Origin of the sequence: Nocardioides perillae, from assembly GCF_013409425.1 — a bacterium.
GTDB classification, from domain to species: Bacteria; Actinomycetota; Actinomycetes; order Propionibacteriales; family Nocardioidaceae; genus Nocardioides; species Nocardioides perillae.
Genome location: NZ_JACCAC010000001.1, coordinates 3,031,722 through 3,049,140 on the forward strand (window position 1 = coordinate 3,031,722; position 17,419 = coordinate 3,049,140).

Below are 17,419 nucleotides of genomic sequence, written 5' to 3' on the forward strand. Positions count from 1 at the left end.
CCCCCTCACCAGCGCCGCGGGTCGGAGACGAGGACCTGCGAGAGCGCCTCGAACTCCTCGACGCAGCGGCCGGCCCCGAGGGCCACGGAGGACAGCGGGCTCTCCGCCACGTGGACCGGCATGCCGGTCTCGTGCCGCAGGCGCTCGTCGAGCCCGCGCAGCAGCGCACCGCCGCCGGTGAGCACGATGCCGCGGTCCATGATGTCGCCGGCGAGCTCGGGCGGGGTCTGGTCGAGGGTGGCGCGCACCGCGTCGACGATCGCGTGCAGCGGCTCCTCGAGGGCCTGGCGCACCTCGGCGGAGCTCACCGTGATGGTGCGGGGCAGCCCCGAGACCATGTCGCGCCCACGGATCTCGGCCTCGGGCTCGGCCGGCAGCGGGAAGGCCGAGCCGAGCGTGACCTTGACCTCCTCGGCCGTGCGCTCCCCCAGCATCAGGGAGTACTCCTTCTTCATCCACGCGATGATCGCCTGGTCGAGGTCGTCGCCCGCGGTGCGGATCGACAGCGAGGTGACGATGCCGCCGAGGGAGATGACGGCGACCTCGGTGGTGCCCCCGCCGACGTCGACGACCATGTTGCCGGTGGCCTCGTGCACGGGCAGGCCGGCGCCGATCGCGGCGGCCATCGGCTCCTCGACGATGTAGACCCGGCGCGCGCCGGCCTGGTAGCCGGCCTCCTTGACCGCGCGCTGCTCGACGGCGGTGATGCCGCTCGGCACGCAGACGACCATGCGGGGCTTGGCGAAGTAGCGGCGGCGGTGCACCTGGTGGATGAAGAAGCGCAGCATCTGCTCGGTCGCCTCGAAGTCGGCGATGACGCCGTCCTTGAGGGGGCGGATGGCGGTGATGGAGTCGGGGGTGCGCCCGATCATCCGCTTGGCCTCGTGGCCGACCGCGAGGATCTCGTCGGTCGCGGAGTTCAGCGCCACCACCGACGGCTCGTCGAGCAGCACGCCCTTGCCACGCACGTAGACCAGCGTGTTGGCGGTGCCGAGGTCCACGGCCATGTCGCGGCCGATGAAGCTGTTCGCCATGTGCGGACGCCCTCGCAGGTGGGACTCGTGGGGAAGGTGGGGCCGGAGGTGCCTCCGGGTCCTGCAGCAGGGTAGGAGCGCGCGGGCGCCCCTCCGGGGAGCCACGCCGTACGCCGCGGCTCACGGCCGCGCCCGCACCGGGCGGTCGGCCTCGGGGTCGACCGGGGTGCGCCACCACGGGTCGCGGCGGGGCTCGGCGTGCGCCACCTCCTCGTCGCGGCCGGCGACGACGAGCGCGAGGCCGGCCAGCGACTCGCCGCCGGGGGTGAGGTAGCCGCGGTGCTGGTCGAGCGACCAGCGCAGCCCGACGTCGCGGTCGCGGTGCTCGGCGGCGAAGCGTCGGGCACCGAAGTCCTCCCCCGCGGGGTCGCGCCCCAGGGTGCCCGGGCCGCCGAGGCGGCCCTCGTCGCCCAGCAGCGTGACCGGGTCGCTCGACGCGGACCCGACCCAGACCGGGGCGGGGCCGAGGTCGCGTGCGTCCTGCGCGGGGCCTGCGCCCGGAGCGCCGAGCAGCACCAGGTCGTCGGCGGCCAGGCCTGGGCCGGCGGCCCCGTGGGCGAGCGCGACGGCGCCGTAGCTGTGGCCCACGACGACGAGGTGCGGGTCGGTCGTCCGGGCGGCCGCCAGGCCCGCGAGGTCGGCGGCGAGCGCGTCGCCGCCCGTGCGGGCCAGGCCCTGCCCCGCGACCCGCCAGCCGTCGAGGTCGCCCGAGCCCCAGCGGTCGGGGGCGTCGTAGCCGAGCCAGGCGACGGTGGCCACCGAGTCGGCGCTCGCGCGACGCGCCGCGGCCCACAGGTGCCACGCGTCGCGGGCCCGGGCCGGCAGGTCGGTGCCCTCGGTGCCCAGGCCGGGCACGACCACGGCCACCCGCCGCGCCGCCGCGGGGTCGCCCAGCGCGAGGACCGCGGTGCCGTCGCCGCCGTGCGCCCGCGGCACCCAGTCCCAGAGCAGGGCGGGCACGGCCGTGCCCGTGCGCGGGTCGCGGTGGCGGGTGGCGGCCCGCAGCGCCTCGGCCGCGGCCCCCGCCAGCGCCAGGCGGCGGCGGTCGCCCGCGGCGAGCACCCCGGCCCCCTCCCGCGCCGTGAGCGTGACCAGGTCGCGCGCCAGCGCGAGCCTGTTGGCGCGGTCCCGCACCGCCGGCGGGAGCCCGTCGAGGCGCCCCACGACGAGGGGCAGGGTCGCGACGAGGGTCCACCGGACCGGGTCGGGCAGGGCCGCCCACCAGGCGGCGGCCGCGGCAGGACCCGCGGCGTCGGCCGGCGGCGCGCTCGGCGGCACGCTCGGCGGTGCGGTCGACGGTGCGGTCGTCGAGGACCAGCCGTCCGGCACGTCCTCCCGGCCGAGCGCGGGCCCCTGCTGACGGGTCGGGCGCGGTCCGGCGGAGCGGACCGAGCCGGCCGCCGCGGCGACCAGGGCCCGGTCGGCGTCGAGGCACGCCGCACGCCAGCGGCCCACCGCGTCGCGGTGCCGGGCCAGGTCGGCGTCGAGGCCGGCGACGCGCGCCCGCCACGCGGGCAGGCCGGCCAAGGCGGCGGGCGAGGCGGCGCCCGCGGCCACCAGTGCCGCGTGCTCGGCGACCAGCCCCGCGCGCGTGCCGCGCAGGTCGCCCGCGCGGGCCGCGAGCGCGGCCCGGGCCGCCCCGAGCGCCGTGAGCGCCTCGGCGTGCCGCAGCAGGCCGACCGCGAGCGCGCGGACGGCGTCGACGGCGTCGTCGGCGCCCGACCGGAGTCGTTCGGCGGCCGCCGCCGCGGCCGAGGCGGCCCACCCCTCCCCGGTGTCCGCTCCGTCGGCGAGGCCGTCGCGCACCTCGCCCAGCACGGCCGCCGCGACGAGCAGCCGCCCACCCGCCTCCTCGACCGGGCCCGGGTCGCCCGAGGTCGGCGGGAGCGGCGGGGGCTCGGGCCCGACGACCGCGCTCACCACCCACCCGCTGCGGGCAGCACCGGCGCGAGGCGGTCGACGACCGCCGCGACCTCCTCGTCGGTGGCCTCGAGGTCGTCGACGGTCTCGGCGAGCGCACCCGCGTGCCGCGCGACGGCGGCGGCGAGCCCGTCGGCGCCGTCCCGCAGGCTCGCGAGGGCCCGCGCGACCGAGGTGGCGGCGTCGGGCGAGAGCCCGCTGGTGCCTGCGGAGGAGACCAGCGCGGCCGCGGCCGACGCCTCAGCCGCGCGCGCCTGCCAGGCACGCACCGCGTCGTGGGCACCAGGGGTCAGGCGCAGCGCGGCAGCCGGCGCGGAGGGAGGCGAGGAGGGAGGCGAGGAGGGAGGCGAGGAGGGAGGCATCACCCACCCACGGTCGCGCTCGGCCGGTGCGCGCGTGCCGTTCTTCCACAGCCCCCGGGGCGGAGGGCACCGTCCACAGGACGCCGCCACCGCACCGGCCCACGGGTGCGCCTCGCAGGGTGTGACCCCGACCGGCGTCAGGAGCAGCGCCGAGGCAGGTCAGCCGGGCCTCAGAGGCCCGGGAACCAGATCGCGATCTCGCGCTCGGCCGACTCCGGGGAGTCCGAGCCGTGCACGAGGTTCTCGCGGTTGGACAGCGACAGGTCGCCGCGGATCGTGCCGGGCGCGGCCTTGCGGCCGTCGGTGGCGCCGTTGAGCGCGCGCACGACCTCGATCGCCTCGTCGCCCTCGAGCACGAGCGCCACGAGCGGACCGCTGGTGACGAAGTCGCGCAGCGGCGGGTAGAAGTCGCGCTGGACGTGCTCGGCGTAGTGCTCGTCGGCCTTCGCGCCGTCGATGGTGCGGTGCTCCATCGCCACGATCCGCAGGCCCTTGGCCTCGAAGCGGCGCAGCACCTCCCCCACCAGCCCGCGGCGGACGGTGTCGGGCTTGAGGAGGACGAGGGTGCGCTGGCTCATGCCGCTCACCCTAGTGGGGCGCGAGGGCGGCGGCGCGACGCCGTACGTCGAGCGGCACCGGCGCGCCCGCGTCCGCCGCTCCCTGCGGGTCACCCGCGACCTGCCGCAGCGGCAGCACGCCGGCCCAGGCACCCGCGGCGACGTCGTCGGGCTCGTCGACCGGGTCGCCCGCGCGCACCTTGACCGACGCCTCGTGCAGCGGCAGCGCGAGCACCGAGGTCGCCGCCAGCTCCTTGCGCGTGTGGGCACGCAGCGTCGCAGCGCGTCCGGGGACGACCTGCTCGACCAGCAGGTCCAGCGCGCGTCCGCGCTCGGCCGGGTCCGTGACGACCCGCGGCGTGCCCAGGACCACCGCCGAGCGGTAGTTCGCCGAGTGGTGGAAGGCCGAGCGGGCCAGCACCAGGCCGTCGAGCAGCGTGAGGGTCACGCACACGGTGGCGCGCGGCGCCGCCCGCAGCGAGCGCGAGGCGACCGAGCCGTGGAGGTAGAGCGACCCGCCCTCGTCGGGGCCGTCGGGGTCCCACCCGAAGGCGGTCGGCAGCACGACGGGGTGCGCGTCGGCGCCCTCGCCCACGACGACGCCGAGGTGGCAGACCAGGGCGTGGCGCAGCACGTCGTGGAGCGCCGCGCGGTCCGCCGTCGCTCGGCGGTGGCCGCGGACGACCGTCGTGCGCGGTGTGGGCGACAGGGGCGGCGAGGTCGTGGGCACCCGGACAGCGTGCCTGGATCGTGGCCTGCAGGCACAGGCCAATCCACGAGCGGTTGCGCAGGCCACTCGACCCCGGGCACGCTGGTGACGTGGCCAGCCTCGCCGTCACCCTCGACCGCGCCGGCGGCGCCCCGCTCCCCCGGCAGCTGGCCGACGCCGTGCGGGCGCAGGTGGTCGCCGGCACCCTGCGTCCCGGCGACCGGCTGCCGAGCAGCCGGTCGCTGGCCGCCGAGCTCGGCTGCTCGCGCGCGGTGACCGAGCAGGCCTGGGCCCAGCTGGTGGCCGAGGGCTGGCTCGAGGGCCGGCACGGCCGCGGCACCTTCGTCGCCGGGGTGCCCGGCGCCGCGCCGCTCACCGCACCTCCGGCGCCGGTCGCCTCCGCCCGCGACGAGCCGACGGGGCTGGTCCACCTCGGCACCGGCACGCCCTGGATCGACCCGCGCCACGCCGCGGCCTGGCGGCGCGCCTGGCGGGAGGTGGCCGCGGCGCGACCGCCCCGGGGCTACGACGACCCCCGCGGCCTGCCCGAGCTGCGCGAGCTGCTCGCCGCGCGGCTCGGTCGACTGCGGGGGCTGGCCTGCGGGCCCGACGAGGTGGCGGTCGTCGCCGGCACCACCGACGGGCTGCGGCACCTCCTGGGCGCGCTGCCCCCGGGCCCGGTCGCCGTCGAGGACCCCGGCTACCGCGCCGCCGTGGCGACCGTGGAGGCGGCAGGCCGCGAGGTGCGGGACCTGCCGGCGCTGCAGCCGGTGGCCGACCTGGGCGGGTGCGCCGCGGCGTACGTCACCCCGGCGCACCAGCACCCCCTCGGCCCCACGATGCCCGGTCCGCACCGGGTGGCGCTGCTCGCGGCCGCCCGGGCCGCGGACGCGCTCGTCGTCGAGGACGACTACGACTCCGAGTTCCGCTACGACGTCGCACCCGTGCCCGCGCTCGCCTCCCTCGACCGCGCCCGCGTCGCCTACCTCGGCACCGCCAGCAAGTCGGTGGCGCCGAGCATGCGGCTGGGCTGGCTGGTCGCACCGCCCGCTCTCGCCGACCGGGTCGCAGCGCAGCGCGCCCGCACCCACGACGCAGTGCCGTGGCCGGTGCAGCGGGCCTTCGTGGCGCTGCTGCGCGACGGCTACGTCGACCGCGTCGTGCGCTCCGCCCGCCGGGTGTACGCCGCGCGCGCGGCGCGGGTCGGTGCCGCGCTCGCGCCGCACGGCGAGCTCGCCGGGCCGGTGGCCGGGATGTACGCCACGCTGCGCACGAGCGCCGAGGCCGCCGAGCGGGCACGGCGCGCGGCCGCCGCCGCGGGCTTCGCCGTGCCGCTGCTCGCCGACCACGCCCGCAGCGCGGAGCTGCACGGCCTGGTCGTCGGCTTCGGTGGCTGCACCGACGAGCAGCTCGACCGGGCCCTCGCCGCGCTCGTGCGGGGGCTGCAGCCGACGGTCTGAGGTGCGGGAGGCTCAGCCCTCGTCGGCCGCGGGGTCGTCGCCGGCCTCGCCGCGACGCTCGGCGTCGAAGGCGCGGAACGCCTCGGCGCGCTCGCGCTCGATGCGCTGGCCCAGCAGGTCGGCGGTGGCCCAGAGCGCGCCGAAGAGCAGGCCGAGGAAGAACATGAGCGGCACCACGAAGCCGAGGGCGGTCGCGGCGACCTGGATGGCCCAGCCCGCGACGTAGGCCCACTCGCGCCGCAGCATGCCGGCGACGAGCACGCAGGCAACGGTGAGGCCGAGGCCCACCAGCAGCGCGGTGACCAGCGGCACGTCGGCGATGACCACCATCACCGGCGTGGTGAGGCCCAGCACGACCGCCTCGAGGGACAGCACGGCCGCGCACATGCCGCGGCGCGGCGACCGGGTGCGCTCGTCGCTCACCGCTCGCCTCCTGCGGGCCGCGTGCGGACGACCATCCGCCGGGCCTCTCCCACGGTCACCACCGAGCCCGTGACCAGGACCGCGCCGGAGCTCAGCGACCCGCTGAGCGCGTCGCCGGCCTCGGCGAGCGCCGCAGCCGCGTCGAGCGCGTCGGCGAGCCGGGGCACGACGCTCACCCGGCCGTCGCCGAAGACCTCGCGCGCGACCGCGCCGAGCTCCTCGGCGGGCAGGGCCCGGTCGGTGCTGGCCTGGGTCACCACGACGTGGGCCAGCCGCGGCTCGAGGGCGGCGAGCAGCCCCTCGTGGTCCTTGTCGGCCATCACCCCGACCACGCCCACGAGCGGCTCGAAGGAGAAGGAGTCCTCCAGCGCCGCGGCCAGCGCCTCGGCGCCGTGCGGGTTGTGCGCGGCGTCGAGCACGATGGTGGGGCTGCGGCGCACGATCTCGAGGCGCCCGGGCGAGGTGACCTCGGCGAAGGCCGCGCGCACCACCTCGTCGGCCAGGGGGGCGTCCCCGCCGAGGAAGGCCTCGACCGTCGCGAGCGCGACGGCGGCGTTCTGCGCCTGGTGCGCGCCGTAGAGCGGGAGGAACACCTCGGGGTAGGTGCCGCGCAGGCCGCGGAGGTCGACGACCTGGCCGCCCACCGCGGGCGAGCGCGCCTCGACGCCGAAGTCGACGCCCTCGAGCACCGCGGTGGCGCCCACCTCGCGCACGCGGTCGGCGACCACGGCCGCGACGGCCTCGGACTGCTCGGCGACAACCACCCGCGAGCCGGGCTTGACGATGCCCGCCTTCTCCGCGGCGATCGCGGCCGGGGTGGCGCCGAGGTACTTCGCGTGGTCGAGCGCGACCGGCAGCAGCACGGCGACGTCGGCGTCGGCGACGTTGGTGGCGTCCCAGGAACCCCCCATCCCGACCTCGACCACGGCGACGTCGACCGGGGCGTCGGCGAAGGCGGCGAAGGCCATCCCGACCACGGTCTCGAAGAACGACAGCGGGTGGTCGGCCTCGGCGTCCACGAGGTGGGTGTAGGGCGCCACGTCGGTGAAGGCGCGCACGAAGGCCTCGTCCGACAGCGGCTCGCCGTCGACGCTGATGCGCTCGGTGATCGACTCCACGTGGGGGCTGGTGAAGCGGCCGGTGCGCAGCTCGAGGGCGCGCAGCAGGGTGTCGACCATCCGCGACGTCGACGTCTTGCCGTTGGTGCCGGTGAGGTGGATGACGGGGTAGCCGCGCTGGGGGTCACCGAGCAGCTCGGTGAAGGCCGCGATCCGGTCGAGGCTGGGCTCGAGGCGGGTCTCGGGCCAGCGCGACAGGAGGGCGTCCTCGACCTCGGCGAGCGTCGCCGCCGGGCGGGCCTGGGAGTCGTGGTCCATGACGGGCCCGAGCCTAGCCGCGCGTGGTGCGGGAACTGGTTTCCGGAGCACCCGCGGCACTCCGTAGCATGCGCACATGACCCAGACCCCCGAGCAGACCGAGCAGTCCACGACGACGACGCCCCGCGCCGTCGTCGTACCGGACAAGCCGGCCCTCGAGGGCCTCGAGGCCACCTGGTCGCAGCGGTGGAAGGAGCAGGAGACCTACCGCTTCGACCGCAGCCGCCCGCGCGCCGAGGTCTACTCCATCGACACCCCGCCGCCGACCGTCTCCGGCTCGCTGCACGTCGGCCACGTCTTCTCCTACACCCACACCGACCTGGTGGCGCGCTACCAGCGGATGCGCGGCAAGACCGTCTTCTACCCCATGGGCTGGGACGACAACGGGCTGCCGACCGAGCGCCGCGTGCAGAACTACTTCGGCGTGCGCTGCGACCCCTCGCTGTCCTACGACCCCGGCTTCATCCCGCCGGGAAAGCCCGACCCGAAGCGGCAGGTGCCGATCAGCCGCCCCAACTTCGTCGAGCTGTGCGAGCGGCTCGTCGTCGAGGACGAGAAGGTCTTCGAGGAGCTGTGGCGCCGCCTCGGCCTCTCGGTCGACTGGGACGAGCACTACACGACCATCGGCCCGAAGGCGCAGCTGGCGAGCCAGCGCGCGTTCCTGCGCAACTACGCGCGCGGCGAGGCCTACCTGCAGGAGGCCCCCACGCTGTGGGACGTCACCTTCCAGACCGCGGTCGCGCAGGCCGAGCTCGAGGCCCGCGAGTACCCCGGCGCCTACCACCGCGTCGCCTTCCACCGACCCGACGGCACCCCGCTCCACATCGAGACCACGCGGCCCGAGCTCATCCCGGCCTGCGTCGCGCTGATCGCCCACCCCGACGACGAGCGGTACGCCGCGCTCTTCGGCACCACGGTCACCTCGCCCGTCTTCGGGGTCGAGGTGCCGGTGCTCGCGCACCCCGCCGCCGAGCCCGACAAGGGCGCCGGCATCGCGATGTGCTGCACCTTCGGCGACCTCACCGACGTCACCTGGTGGCGCGAGCTGCAGCTGCCGGTGCGCACCCTCATCGGGCGCGACGGTCGCTTCCTGCGGGAGACGCCCGCGTGGCTGGCCCACGAGCCGGCTGCGACGGCGTACTCCGAGCTCGCCGGCAAGACCACCTTCAGCGCCCGCGAGGCGGTCGTCGCGGCCCTGCGCGCGAGCGGCGACCTCGACGGCGAGCCGAAGCCGACCCAGCGCATGGCGAACTTCTACGAGAAGGGCGACAAGCCGCTCGAGATCGTCGCGACGCGCCAGTGGTACGTCCGCAACGGCGGGCGGGACGCCGAGCTGCGCACCGAGCTCGTCGACGACGGCCGCGAGATCACCTGGGTGCCGACCCACATGAAGCACCGCTACGACAACTGGGTCGGCGGCCTCAACGGCGACTGGCTCATCTCGCGCCAGCGCTTCTTCGGCATCCCCTTCCCGGTGTGGTACCCCCTCGACGCCGACGGCGAGCCCGACTACGAGCACCCGCTGCTGCCCACCGAGGCGCAGCTGCCGGTCGACCCGTCGACCGACGCCCCCGAGGGCTACGACGAGTCCCAGCGCGGCGCCCCCGGCGGCTTCCTGGGAGACCCGGACGTGATGGACACCTGGGCGACCTCGTCGCTGACGCCGCAGATCGCGGGCGGGTGGGAGACCGACCCCGACCTCTTCGAGCGGGTCTTCCCCATGGACCTGTGCACGCAGGCCCACGACATCATCCGCACCTGGCTCTTCTCGCGCGTCGTGCGCGCCCACCACGAGCACGGCGTCGTGCCGTGGCACACCGCGCTGGTCTCGGGCTTCGTCGTCGACCCCGACCGCAAGAAGATGTCGAAGTCGAAGGGCAACGTCGTCGTCCCGACCGAGATCCTCGACCAGTACGGCGCGGACGCGGTGCGGTGGCGCGCCGCGATGGCCCGCCCCGGACTGGACTCCCCCTTCGACGAGTCGCAGATGAAGGTCGGCCGGCGCCTGGCGATGAAGGTGCTCAACGCCTCCAAGTTCGTGCTCGGCGGCGTCGGCGCCTCGCAGCTCGCGCTCTTCGAGGTCAGCGAGCCGATCGACTGCGCCCTGCTCGGTCGGCTCGAGACGGTCGTGCGCCGCGCGACCGACGCGTTCGAGGCCTACGACTACACCACCGCGCTCGAGGTCACCGAGAAGTTCTTCTGGGAGTTCTGCGACGACTACCTCGAGCTGGTCAAGGAGCGGGCGTACGCCGAGGACGGCAGCGTCGCGACCGCCTCCGCCCGCGCAACCCTCGCCACCGCGCTGCACGTGCAGCTGCGGCTGCTGGCGCCGTTCCTGCCCTACGTGACCGAGGAGGTCTGGTCGTGGTGGCAGGACGGCTCGGTGCACCTGCAGGCGTGGCCGACCTCGGCCGACCTCGGCTCCGCGGCCGCCGCCGACCCGGCACTGCTCGACGCCGTCGCCGCGGCCGTCGCGGGCATCCGCGGCGCCAAGTCGCAGGCGAAGGTCTCCATGCGCACCGAGGTGCTCCGCGCCGTGGTCACCGGCCCGGCGGCGCTCGTCACCGCCGCCGAGGCCGCGGCCGACGACCTGCGCAAGGCCGGCAAGGTCTCGGGTGAGCTCGTCTTCGAGGCACGCGAGGACGCGCAGGAGATCGGCGTCGAGGTGGAGCTGGCCCCCGCCGGCTGACACCCGGAGCCGGGCGCCCCCGGGCGTTCGGCCCGTGCCTCGCCCGTGCGGATGCGGTCAGCGACCGCGGCCCTTGCCCGGCTTGTCGCGACCCTTGCCGCCGTTGCCGCGGTCGGCCTTCTCGCGGCCCTTGCCGCCGTTGCCGCGGTCGGCCTTCTCGCGGCGCTTCTCGTCGGCCTTGGCGGCCTGCTCGCGGCGCTTCTCCTCGGCCTTCGCGGCCTGCTCGCGGCGCCTCTCGTCGGCCTTCGCGGCCTGCTCGCGGCGCCTCTCGTCGGCCTTCGCGGCCTGCTCGCGGCGCTTCTCGTCGGCCTTCGCGGCCTGCTCGCGGCGCCTCTCCTCGGCCTTCGCGGCCTGCTCGCGGCGCTTCTCCTCGGCGCCGTCCGCAGCTCTGCCCGGGCCAGGCTCGGGAGGACGGGCCACGCCGGGCGCTGTCTGGTCGGGAGCCTCCGGCCCCTCGCCGCGGTCGCGGTCGCCGGAGTCCCACCCGAGGACGCCCTCGGGCGCCTGCTGCGAGCCGCGGCCGCCGCGGCCGGGGCCACGGGCCGGCGCCGCACCACCGGATCGAGACGTGCCGGAGGCGCCGGAGGAGTCGGACGTGGAGGCCGAGGTCGCACCGGGGTCGGCGGGCGACGGCTCGACCGGCGTGGGCGCGTCGGCAACCGCGGGCGCGGGCGCGGTCGCGGCGGCCGGCGGGGTCGCCGGGGGGCCGACCCGGTCGCGCTGAAGGGCGAAGCCGAGGACCGGGTCGGGGACGAAGGGATCGAGCATGCGCTCCGCGGTCCCGTAGACGTTCCGCTCCACCTGGTCGGCCACGAGGCGCGGGAGCGCACCGGCCTGCATCCCCTGGCCCACGAGCGTGGTGACGACACCGGCGACCAGCACGAAGGCGGCCATCGGCCCGCGGTGCTCGGCGTTCATCGTGGTCTCCTCACCCTCGGGTGGGATTCTCGCCCGCCCGCGTGGTCTGGACCAATCGAACGCCGGATCCGGCAGCGGTGGACTAGACCGTCGCGGTGGTCACCGCGACGCGTGCCCGAGTGCCGGTCAGGCGGACTTCTTCTTCTTGACCTCGGCCTCGCGCGGGACCAGCGTGGGCGCCACGTCGTGCACCACGACGTCGCCGGTCACCACGACCTTGGCGATGTCGCCGCGGGAGGGCACGTCGTACATCACGTGGAGCAGGACCTCCTCGATGATGGCGCGCAGCCCGCGGGCACCGGTGCCGCGCTCCATGGCGGAGTCGGCGATGGCGGTGATCGCGTCGTCGGTGAACTCCAGCTCGACGCCGTCGAGCTCGAAGAGCTTCTGGTACTGCTTGACGAGGGCGTTGCGCGGCTCGGTGAGGATCTGCACGAGCGCGGCCTGGTCGAGCTTGTTGACGCTGGCGATGAGCGGGAGGCGGCCGATGAACTCGGGGATCAGGCCGAACTTCGTGAGGTCCTCGGGCCGGACCTGCGCGAGCAGGTCGTCGGCGTCGCGCTCCGCCTGGCCGCGCACCTCGGCGCCGAAGCCGAGCGTCTTGCGACCCACGCGCTGCTCGATGATGTGCTCCAGCCCGGCGAAGGCGCCGCCCACGACGAAGAGGATGTTCGTCGTGTCGATCTGGATGAACTCCTGGTGCGGGTGCTTGCGCCCGCCCTGCGGCGGCACGGAGGCGGTCGTGCCCTCGAGGATCTTCAGCAGGGCCTGCTGCACGCCCTCACCGGACACGTCGCGCGTGATCGAGGGGTTCTCCGCCTTGCGGGCCACCTTGTCGATCTCGTCGATGTAGATGATGCCGGTCTCGGCCTTCTTGACGTCGTAGTCGGCCGCCTGGATCAGCTTGAGCAGGATGTTCTCGACGTCCTCGCCGACGTAGCCCGCCTCGGTCAGCGCCGTGGCGTCCGCGATCGCGAAGGGCACGTTGAGCATGCGGGCGAGGGTCTGGGCGAGGTAGGTCTTGCCGCAGCCGGTCGGACCGATGACCAGGATGTTGGACTTCGCGACCTCGACGGCCTCGTCCTTGCTGTGCTTGCCCGCGCTCTGCACGCCGGCCTGCACCCGCTTGTAGTGGTTGTAGACCGCGACCGCGAGCGACTTCTTGGCCTGCTCCTGGCCGATGACGTAGGAGTTGAGGAACTCGAAGATCTCGCGCGGCTTGGGCAGCTCGTCGAGGCCGACCTCGGAGCCCTCGGCGAGCTCCTCCTCGATGATCTCGTTGCACAGGTCGATGCACTCGTCGCAGATGTAGACGCCGGGTCCGGCGATGAGCTTCTTGACCTGCTTCTGGCTCTTCCCGCAGAAGGAGCACTTCAGCAGGTCGCCTCCGTCACCGATGCGTGCCACGGCGGTCATCCTCCGGTCGGGCCCACGGGTGGGTGGGCTGTCGTGTTGCGTCGTGCGGGTCGGCCTGCGGGGGCGGGACCGACGGGGGGTGCCAGGGCGGCTCGGTCGCAGCCGGTCGGGGCGGCGGGCCCGGCACCTGCGACGGTACCCCGAGCCGGCCCGCTGCGCAGGCCGGACACGGGGAACTCGTCGCTCGCGTCGCGGCGGTGCTCAGACCGCGACGGCCTTGCGCGACTCCAGCACGGAGTCGATGAGGCCGTAGTCGACGGCCTGCTGGGCGGTGAGGATCTTGTCGCGCTCGATGTCCTTGCTGACCTCGTCGCGACCCTTGCCGCTGTGCTCGGAGATCATCTGCTCGAGCAGCTCGCGCATGCGCAGGATCTCGTTGGCCTGGATCTCGATGTCGGAGGTCTGGCCGAAGGTGCCCTCGGTGTAGGGCTGGTGGATCAGGATGCGGCTGTTGGGCAGCGCCATCCGCTTGCCGGGGGTGCCGGCGGCGAGCAGGATCGCGGCGGCCGAGGCGGCCTGGCCCATGCACACCGTCTGCACGTCGGGGCGGATGAAGCGCAGGGTGTCGTAGATCGCGGTGAGCGCGGTGAACGAGCCGCCGGGGCTGTTGATGTAGATGCTGATGTCCTGGTCGGGGTTCATCGACTCCAGGCACAGCAGCTGGGCGATCACCGCGTTGGCGACGTCGTCGCTGATCGGGGTGCCGAGGTAGATGATGCGGTCCTCGAAGAGCTTGCCGTAGGGGTCGATGCGGCGGAAGCCGTAGGAGGTGCGCTCCTCCCACTGCGGGATGTAGTAGTTCATCGAGGGGCTCAGGTCGGGGGTGTGCTGGCTCATCGTCATCAGTCCTTCGTGTGGGCGGGGCGGCCCTCGTCGGCGGCCTCGCGGGCGCTCTTGACGACCTGGTCGACCAGGCCGTACTCCAAGGCCTCCTGGGCCGTGAACCAGCGGTCGCGGTCGGCGTCGGCCGTGACCTGCTCGACGCTCTGGCCGGTGTGCTCGGAGATCAGCTCCAGCAGGACCTTCTTGATGTGCAGCGACTGCTGCGCCTGGATCTTGATGTCGGAGGCCGAGCCACCCATGCCCGAGGAGGGCTGGTGCATCATGATCCGGGCGTGGGGCAGGGCGTAGCGCTTGCCCTTCGTGCCCGCGCACAGCAGGAACTGGCCCATCGAGGCGGCCAGGCCCATGCCGACGGTGGCGACGTCGTTGGGGATGTAGTTCATCGTGTCGTAGATCGCCATGCCGGCGTCCACCGAGCCGCCCGGGCTGTTGATGTGCAGGAAGATGTCTGCCTCGGGGTCCTCGGCCGAGAGCAGCAGCAGCTGGGCGCAGATCGCGTTGGCGTTCTGGTCGCGCACCTCGGAGCCGAGGAAGACGATGCGCTCACGGAGCAGCCGCTGGTAGACGTCGCTGTCGAGGCCGAAGGAGGGCATGCCCCCGTTCATCTGCGGGGAGGTCGCGGAGCTGAGGGTCGTGTTCACGTCTGCGACAGTAGCCGCCGCCACGGACAGAACCGGAGCGAATCCCGCCCTGTTCGCCGACAGCGGATTCGACGGGTGCGCCGGGGCGGCCCGGCGGCTGCCCCGCCCACCCGCTCCGTGCTCGGTCAGGCCAGCCAGCGGCGCAGCGCGGCGCTGACCCGGGGGTCGTTCAGCAGCGTCCAGTGGTGGGCCCGCCCCAGGTGCAGGGTCTCGCCGTCGGGGAAGAGCGCCCGTCCGGCCCGGCTGCGACCCCAGGCCGAGCGCGGCGGCACCAGCAGGTCGCCCACGGTCGCCGCCACCGGGTGGTCCGGGGAGGCGGTGAGGCTGGCGGAGACGAGCCGGTAGCGCGCGTGCGGCAGCGGCGCGACGTCCTCCCCCAGGCCCTCGACGAGGTCGTGCACGCCGCGCGAGCGCCAGTCGAGGATGCGCCCGAAGGCGGCGGTCTCGGGCACCCGGGCGAGCGCCCGGGAGCCGTGGCCCACGCCCTGGGCCACCGGCGAGCCCAGGTGGGGCGTGCCCAGCGTGACCACCTCGGTCACGAGGCGGGTCCACGGCGCTCCGGCCTCGTGGTCGTGGTCGGGCACCGCGACGGCGGCGGCGGCGCGCGTGATCAGCCCACCCATGGAGTGGCCCAGGAGGGCGACCTCGCGCACCTCGACGGGCCACTGCTCGACGAGCCGCTGCAGCAGCGCGGAGAGCGCGACGCCGTTGCGGCGCAGCGGCAGCCCCGTGTTGGCACGCAGCAGCACCGGGGTCCACCCGAGGCCCTCGAGCTCCTCGGGGTAGGTCGTCCCGCGCCCGCCGCGGTCACGCGTCCAGTACTCCTCGTCCTCGCACAGCCCGTGCAGCAGCACGACGACGCGCCCCGTCGCCCGGGGGTACGCCGCGGCGAGGGCGTCGCGGGTCACGGCCACGTCGCGCCCGGCGACCCGCGGCGACATCGTGATCGCCATGCGGGGCCGCTCGTCGGCGAGGCGGTCACCGATGAGCCCGTTGACCGCGGCGTTCAGCCACCGACCGCGCGGGTCGTCCTCGAGCCGCGGGTCGAGGTCGGCGCTCGCCGCCGCGGCGAGCGCACGGGACGCGCCGCGCAGCCCGAGGCCGAGGCCGGCGTAGACCCCGCCCGCGATGCCGCGGTGCACCAGCTCGGGGACGCCGGCCGTCCCGCCGGTCGGGCGCCGCAGCAGGCCGTGGACCCGGTCGAGGACGGCGACGTGGGTGTCGCGCACCGAGCGCAGCACCAGGCCGTCGGCCACCTCGGAGAGCAGCGACAGCGCGTCGAGCACGCCGGGCCCCGCCGACCGCGCCGACATCTGAGTGGACATGTGTGCACTCTACCGCGTGCGGACGCACGACGGCCCCGCTCCCGGGATCCGGGAAGCGGGGCCGCGGGTGCCGGTGCGGCGGGTCAGGCCTGCTGCTGGGCCTCGTCAGCCTCGTCCGTGGCGGCGGCGTCGGCGTCGGCGTCGGCGGGCTCCTCGGCCGGCGGCTCGCCGATGCTGCCGTCGGGCTGCAGCAGCGCGAGCTCGACGTGCTGACCGGAGGCGTCGGTGACGACGGCCTGCTCCACGATCGCCGCGAGTGCCTTGCCGCGCAGGATCTCCTGCACGAGCTCGGGCACGTGGTTGTGCTCGAACATGTGGTTGGCGAACTCCTGCGGGTCCTGGCCGGACTGCTGGGCGCGGCGCACGATGTGCTGCGACAGGTCCTGCTGGTCGACCCCGAGCTCCTCGGCCTTGGCGACCGCGTCGAGGAGGAACTGCGCGGCGACGGCGTCGCGCACCCGGCGCTCGAGGTCGGCCTCGAACTCCTCGACGGTCTGGCCCTCGTCCTCGAGGTACTTCTCCATCGTCAGGCCGGCGTAGACGAGCTGCTGCTCGAGGTTCTGCCGGCGCGCGTTGAGCTCCTCGGTGACGAGGGTCTCGGGCAGCGGGATGGAGACCTTCTCGAGGAGCGCCTCGAGGACCGCGTCGCGGGCGGCCGCGGCCTGCTCGAGGCGCTTGCCGCGGGTCAGGCGCTCGCGCACGTCGTCGGTCAGCTCGGCGACGGTGTCGAACTCGGAGGCCATCTGGGCGAAGTCGTCGTCGAGGTCGGGGAGCTCCTGCTCCTGGACCTGGTGGACGGTCACCTGGACCTCGACGTCCTGACCGACGAGCTCGCCGCCCACGAGCTGGGAGGTGAAGGTGGTGGAGTCGCCGGGCGCCATGCCCACCAGCGCCTCGTCGAGGCCCTCGAGCATGCCGCCGCGACCGACGCGGTAGGACATGCCGCTGACCTCGGCGCCCTCGATGGGCTCGCCGTCCTGGGTGGCCTTGAGGTCGAGGACGACGTAGTCGTCGTCCGCCGCGGCCCGCTCGACGTCGTTGAGGGTGCCGAAGCGCTCGCGCAGGGCCTGCACCTGCTCGTCGACGTCGGCGTCGGTGACCTCGAGGTCGTCGACCTGGGCCTCCACGCCGGCGTAGTCGGGCACCTCGAAGTCGGGCTTGACGTCGACCTCGGCGGTGAACTCCAGCACGTCGCCGTCGTCGATGCGGGTCACCTCGATCTCGGGCTGGGCGAGCGGCTCGAGCGAGTTCTCCTGCAGCGCCTCGGCGTACTTGCGGGGCAGCACGTCGTTGACGGCCTCGTTGAGGACGGCACCGCGACCGACCTGGCGGTCGATCACCACGGGCGGGACCTTGCCCCGGCGGAAGCCGGGGACGTTGATCTGCTGGGCGATCTGCTTGTAGGCCGCGTCGAGGCTCGGCTTGAGCTCCTCGAAGGGCACCTCGACGGTGATCTTGGCCCGGGTCGGGCTCAAGGTCTCGACGGCGCTCTTCACCGCTGGTCTCCTCATCGTTCGTCTGGTTCGGGGGTCGGCACGTGCTCAGCACGGGTCAGTCGGGGCGACAGGACTCGAACCTGCGGTCTCCTGCTCCCAAAGCAGGCGCGCTAGCCACTACGCTACGCCCCGCCAAGTGCGCCCGCCCGGGGGTGGGCACCGCTTGGAGCGGATGACGGGAATCGAACCCGCGTAGCCAGTTTGGAAGACTGGGGCTCTACCATTGAGCTACATCCGCGCGCACCGGTGT

15 protein-coding genes and 2 tRNA genes are annotated in these 17,419 nt (G+C 74.9%); 2 read left to right on the plus strand and 15 right to left on the minus strand.

What is annotated here, in order from left to right; translation table 11 throughout:
• Nucleotides 1–5: 5 nt before the first annotated feature.
• The 5 genes from BJ989_RS14155 to BJ989_RS14175 form a co-directional block, all read right to left on the minus strand.
• Nucleotides 6–1,034 (minus strand): rod shape-determining protein, encoded by a 1,029-nt coding sequence (locus tag BJ989_RS14155; RefSeq protein ID WP_179518744.1) that lies wholly within the window; start codon nt 1,032–1,034, stop codon nt 6–8.
• Between the two features lie 120 nt (nt 1,035–1,154).
• Nucleotides 1,155–2,954 (minus strand): alpha/beta hydrolase, encoded by a 1,800-nt coding sequence (locus BJ989_RS14160; RefSeq protein WP_179518745.1) that lies wholly within the window; start codon nt 2,952–2,954, stop codon nt 1,155–1,157.
• Nucleotides 2,951–3,223: a hypothetical protein gene (locus BJ989_RS14165; RefSeq protein ID WP_179518746.1), complete on the minus strand. Its 273-nt coding sequence runs from the start codon at nt 3,221–3,223 to the stop codon at nt 2,951–2,953. The genes BJ989_RS14160 and BJ989_RS14165 overlap by 4 nt, the downstream gene beginning before the upstream one ends.
• Before the next feature lie 263 nt (nt 3,224–3,486).
• Nucleotides 3,487–3,894: a nucleoside-diphosphate kinase gene (gene ndk, locus BJ989_RS14170; protein ID WP_179518747.1), complete on the minus strand. Its 408-nt coding sequence runs from the start codon at nt 3,892–3,894 to the stop codon at nt 3,487–3,489.
• Nucleotides 3,895–3,904: 10 nt separating this feature from the next.
• Nucleotides 3,905–4,603: a pyridoxamine 5'-phosphate oxidase family protein gene (locus BJ989_RS14175; protein WP_179518748.1), complete on the minus strand. Its 699-nt coding sequence runs from the start codon at nt 4,601–4,603 to the stop codon at nt 3,905–3,907.
• Nucleotides 4,604–4,692: 89 nt separating this feature from the next.
• Here BJ989_RS14175 and pdxR point away from each other — a divergent pair, with 89 nt between their 5' ends.
• Nucleotides 4,693–6,042 carry a MocR-like pyridoxine biosynthesis transcription factor PdxR gene (gene pdxR / locus BJ989_RS14180; protein WP_179518749.1) on the plus strand — a complete coding sequence of 450 codons (1,350 nt, stop codon included), beginning with the start codon at nt 4,693–4,695 and terminating at the stop codon, nt 6,040–6,042.
• A 12-nt stretch (nt 6,043–6,054) separates the two neighbouring features.
• Here pdxR and BJ989_RS14185 read toward each other — a convergent pair whose 3' ends face one another.
• Together BJ989_RS14185 and BJ989_RS14190 are read right to left on the minus strand one after the other, a co-directional pair.
• Complete coding sequence (locus BJ989_RS14185) at nt 6,055–6,465, minus strand: DUF4233 domain-containing protein (RefSeq protein ID WP_343049391.1); 411 nt, start codon at nt 6,463–6,465, stop codon at nt 6,055–6,057.
• Entirely contained in the window at nt 6,462–7,841 is a 1,380-nt protein-coding gene (locus BJ989_RS14190) for a bifunctional folylpolyglutamate synthase/dihydrofolate synthase (RefSeq protein ID WP_218848831.1), read from the minus strand. The genes BJ989_RS14185 and BJ989_RS14190 overlap by 4 nt, the downstream gene beginning before the upstream one ends.
• 76 nt (nt 7,842–7,917) lie before the next feature.
• Here BJ989_RS14190 and valS point away from each other — a divergent pair, with 76 nt between their 5' ends.
• A complete protein-coding gene (gene valS, locus BJ989_RS14195) occupies nt 7,918–10,530 on the plus strand; it encodes a valine--tRNA ligase (protein WP_179518751.1) in 2,613 nt (870 codons plus the stop codon).
• Nucleotides 10,531–10,587: 57 nt separating this feature from the next.
• Here valS and BJ989_RS14200 read toward each other — a convergent pair whose 3' ends face one another.
• The 8 genes from BJ989_RS14200 to BJ989_RS14235 all read right to left on the minus strand — a co-directional run bounded on the left by BJ989_RS14200 (nt 10,588) and on the right by BJ989_RS14235 (nt 17,407).
• Entirely contained in the window at nt 10,588–11,448 is an 861-nt protein-coding gene (locus BJ989_RS14200; RefSeq protein WP_179518752.1) for a hypothetical protein, read from the minus strand.
• Between the two features lie 126 nt (nt 11,449–11,574).
• Nucleotides 11,575–12,855, minus strand: a complete 1,281-nt coding sequence (gene clpX / locus BJ989_RS14205; RefSeq protein ID WP_343049392.1) for an ATP-dependent Clp protease ATP-binding subunit ClpX — start codon at nt 12,853–12,855, stop codon at nt 11,575–11,577.
• A gap of 210 nt (nt 12,856–13,065) precedes the next feature.
• Nucleotides 13,066–13,668 (minus strand): ATP-dependent Clp protease proteolytic subunit, encoded by a 603-nt coding sequence (locus tag BJ989_RS14210; protein WP_179519665.1) that lies wholly within the window; start codon nt 13,666–13,668, stop codon nt 13,066–13,068.
• A gap of 38 nt (nt 13,669–13,706) precedes the next feature.
• Nucleotides 13,707–14,312, minus strand: a complete 606-nt coding sequence (locus BJ989_RS14215; RefSeq protein WP_179519666.1) for an ATP-dependent Clp protease proteolytic subunit — start codon at nt 14,310–14,312, stop codon at nt 13,707–13,709.
• Between the two features lie 161 nt (nt 14,313–14,473).
• Complete coding sequence (locus tag BJ989_RS14220) at nt 14,474–15,673, minus strand: esterase/lipase family protein (protein ID WP_179518754.1); 1,200 nt, start codon at nt 15,671–15,673, stop codon at nt 14,474–14,476.
• 83 nt (nt 15,674–15,756) lie between these two features.
• Entirely contained in the window at nt 15,757–17,169 is a 1,413-nt protein-coding gene (tig, locus tag BJ989_RS14225) for a trigger factor (RefSeq protein ID WP_179518755.1), read from the minus strand.
• 59 nt (nt 17,170–17,228) lie between these two features.
• Nucleotides 17,229–17,301: transfer RNA gene (locus BJ989_RS14230), tRNA-Pro, on the minus strand.
• A 32-nt stretch (nt 17,302–17,333) separates the two neighbouring features.
• A tRNA-Gly gene (locus BJ989_RS14235) sits at nt 17,334–17,407 on the minus strand.
• Nucleotides 17,408–17,419 lie beyond the last annotated feature (12 nt).

Excerpts from the sequence above, each read along its gene's own strand:
- BJ989_RS14215 (WP_179519666.1), bottom strand. The coding sequence starts at position 14,312 with ATGAACGGGGGCATGCCCTCCTTCGGCCTCGACAGCGACGTCTACCAG.
- BJ989_RS14200 (WP_179518752.1), bottom strand. The coding sequence starts at position 11,448 with ATGAACGCCGAGCACCGCGGGCCGATGGCCGCCTTCGTGCTGGTCGCC.
- BJ989_RS14155 (WP_179518744.1), bottom strand. The coding sequence starts at position 1,034 with ATGGCGAACAGCTTCATCGGCCGCGACATGGCCGTGGACCTCGGCACC.
- valS (WP_179518751.1), top strand. The coding sequence starts at position 7,918 with ATGACCCAGACCCCCGAGCAGACCGAGCAGTCCACGACGACGACGCCC.
- ndk (WP_179518747.1), bottom strand. The coding sequence starts at position 3,894 with ATGAGCCAGCGCACCCTCGTCCTCCTCAAGCCCGACACCGTCCGCCGC.
- BJ989_RS14190 (WP_218848831.1), bottom strand. The coding sequence starts at position 7,841 with ATGGACCACGACTCCCAGGCCCGCCCGGCGGCGACGCTCGCCGAGGTC.
- BJ989_RS14220 (WP_179518754.1), bottom strand. The coding sequence starts at position 15,673 with ATGTCCACTCAGATGTCGGCGCGGTCGGCGGGGCCCGGCGTGCTCGAC.
- BJ989_RS14210 (WP_179519665.1), bottom strand. The coding sequence starts at position 13,668 with ATGAACTACTACATCCCGCAGTGGGAGGAGCGCACCTCCTACGGCTTC.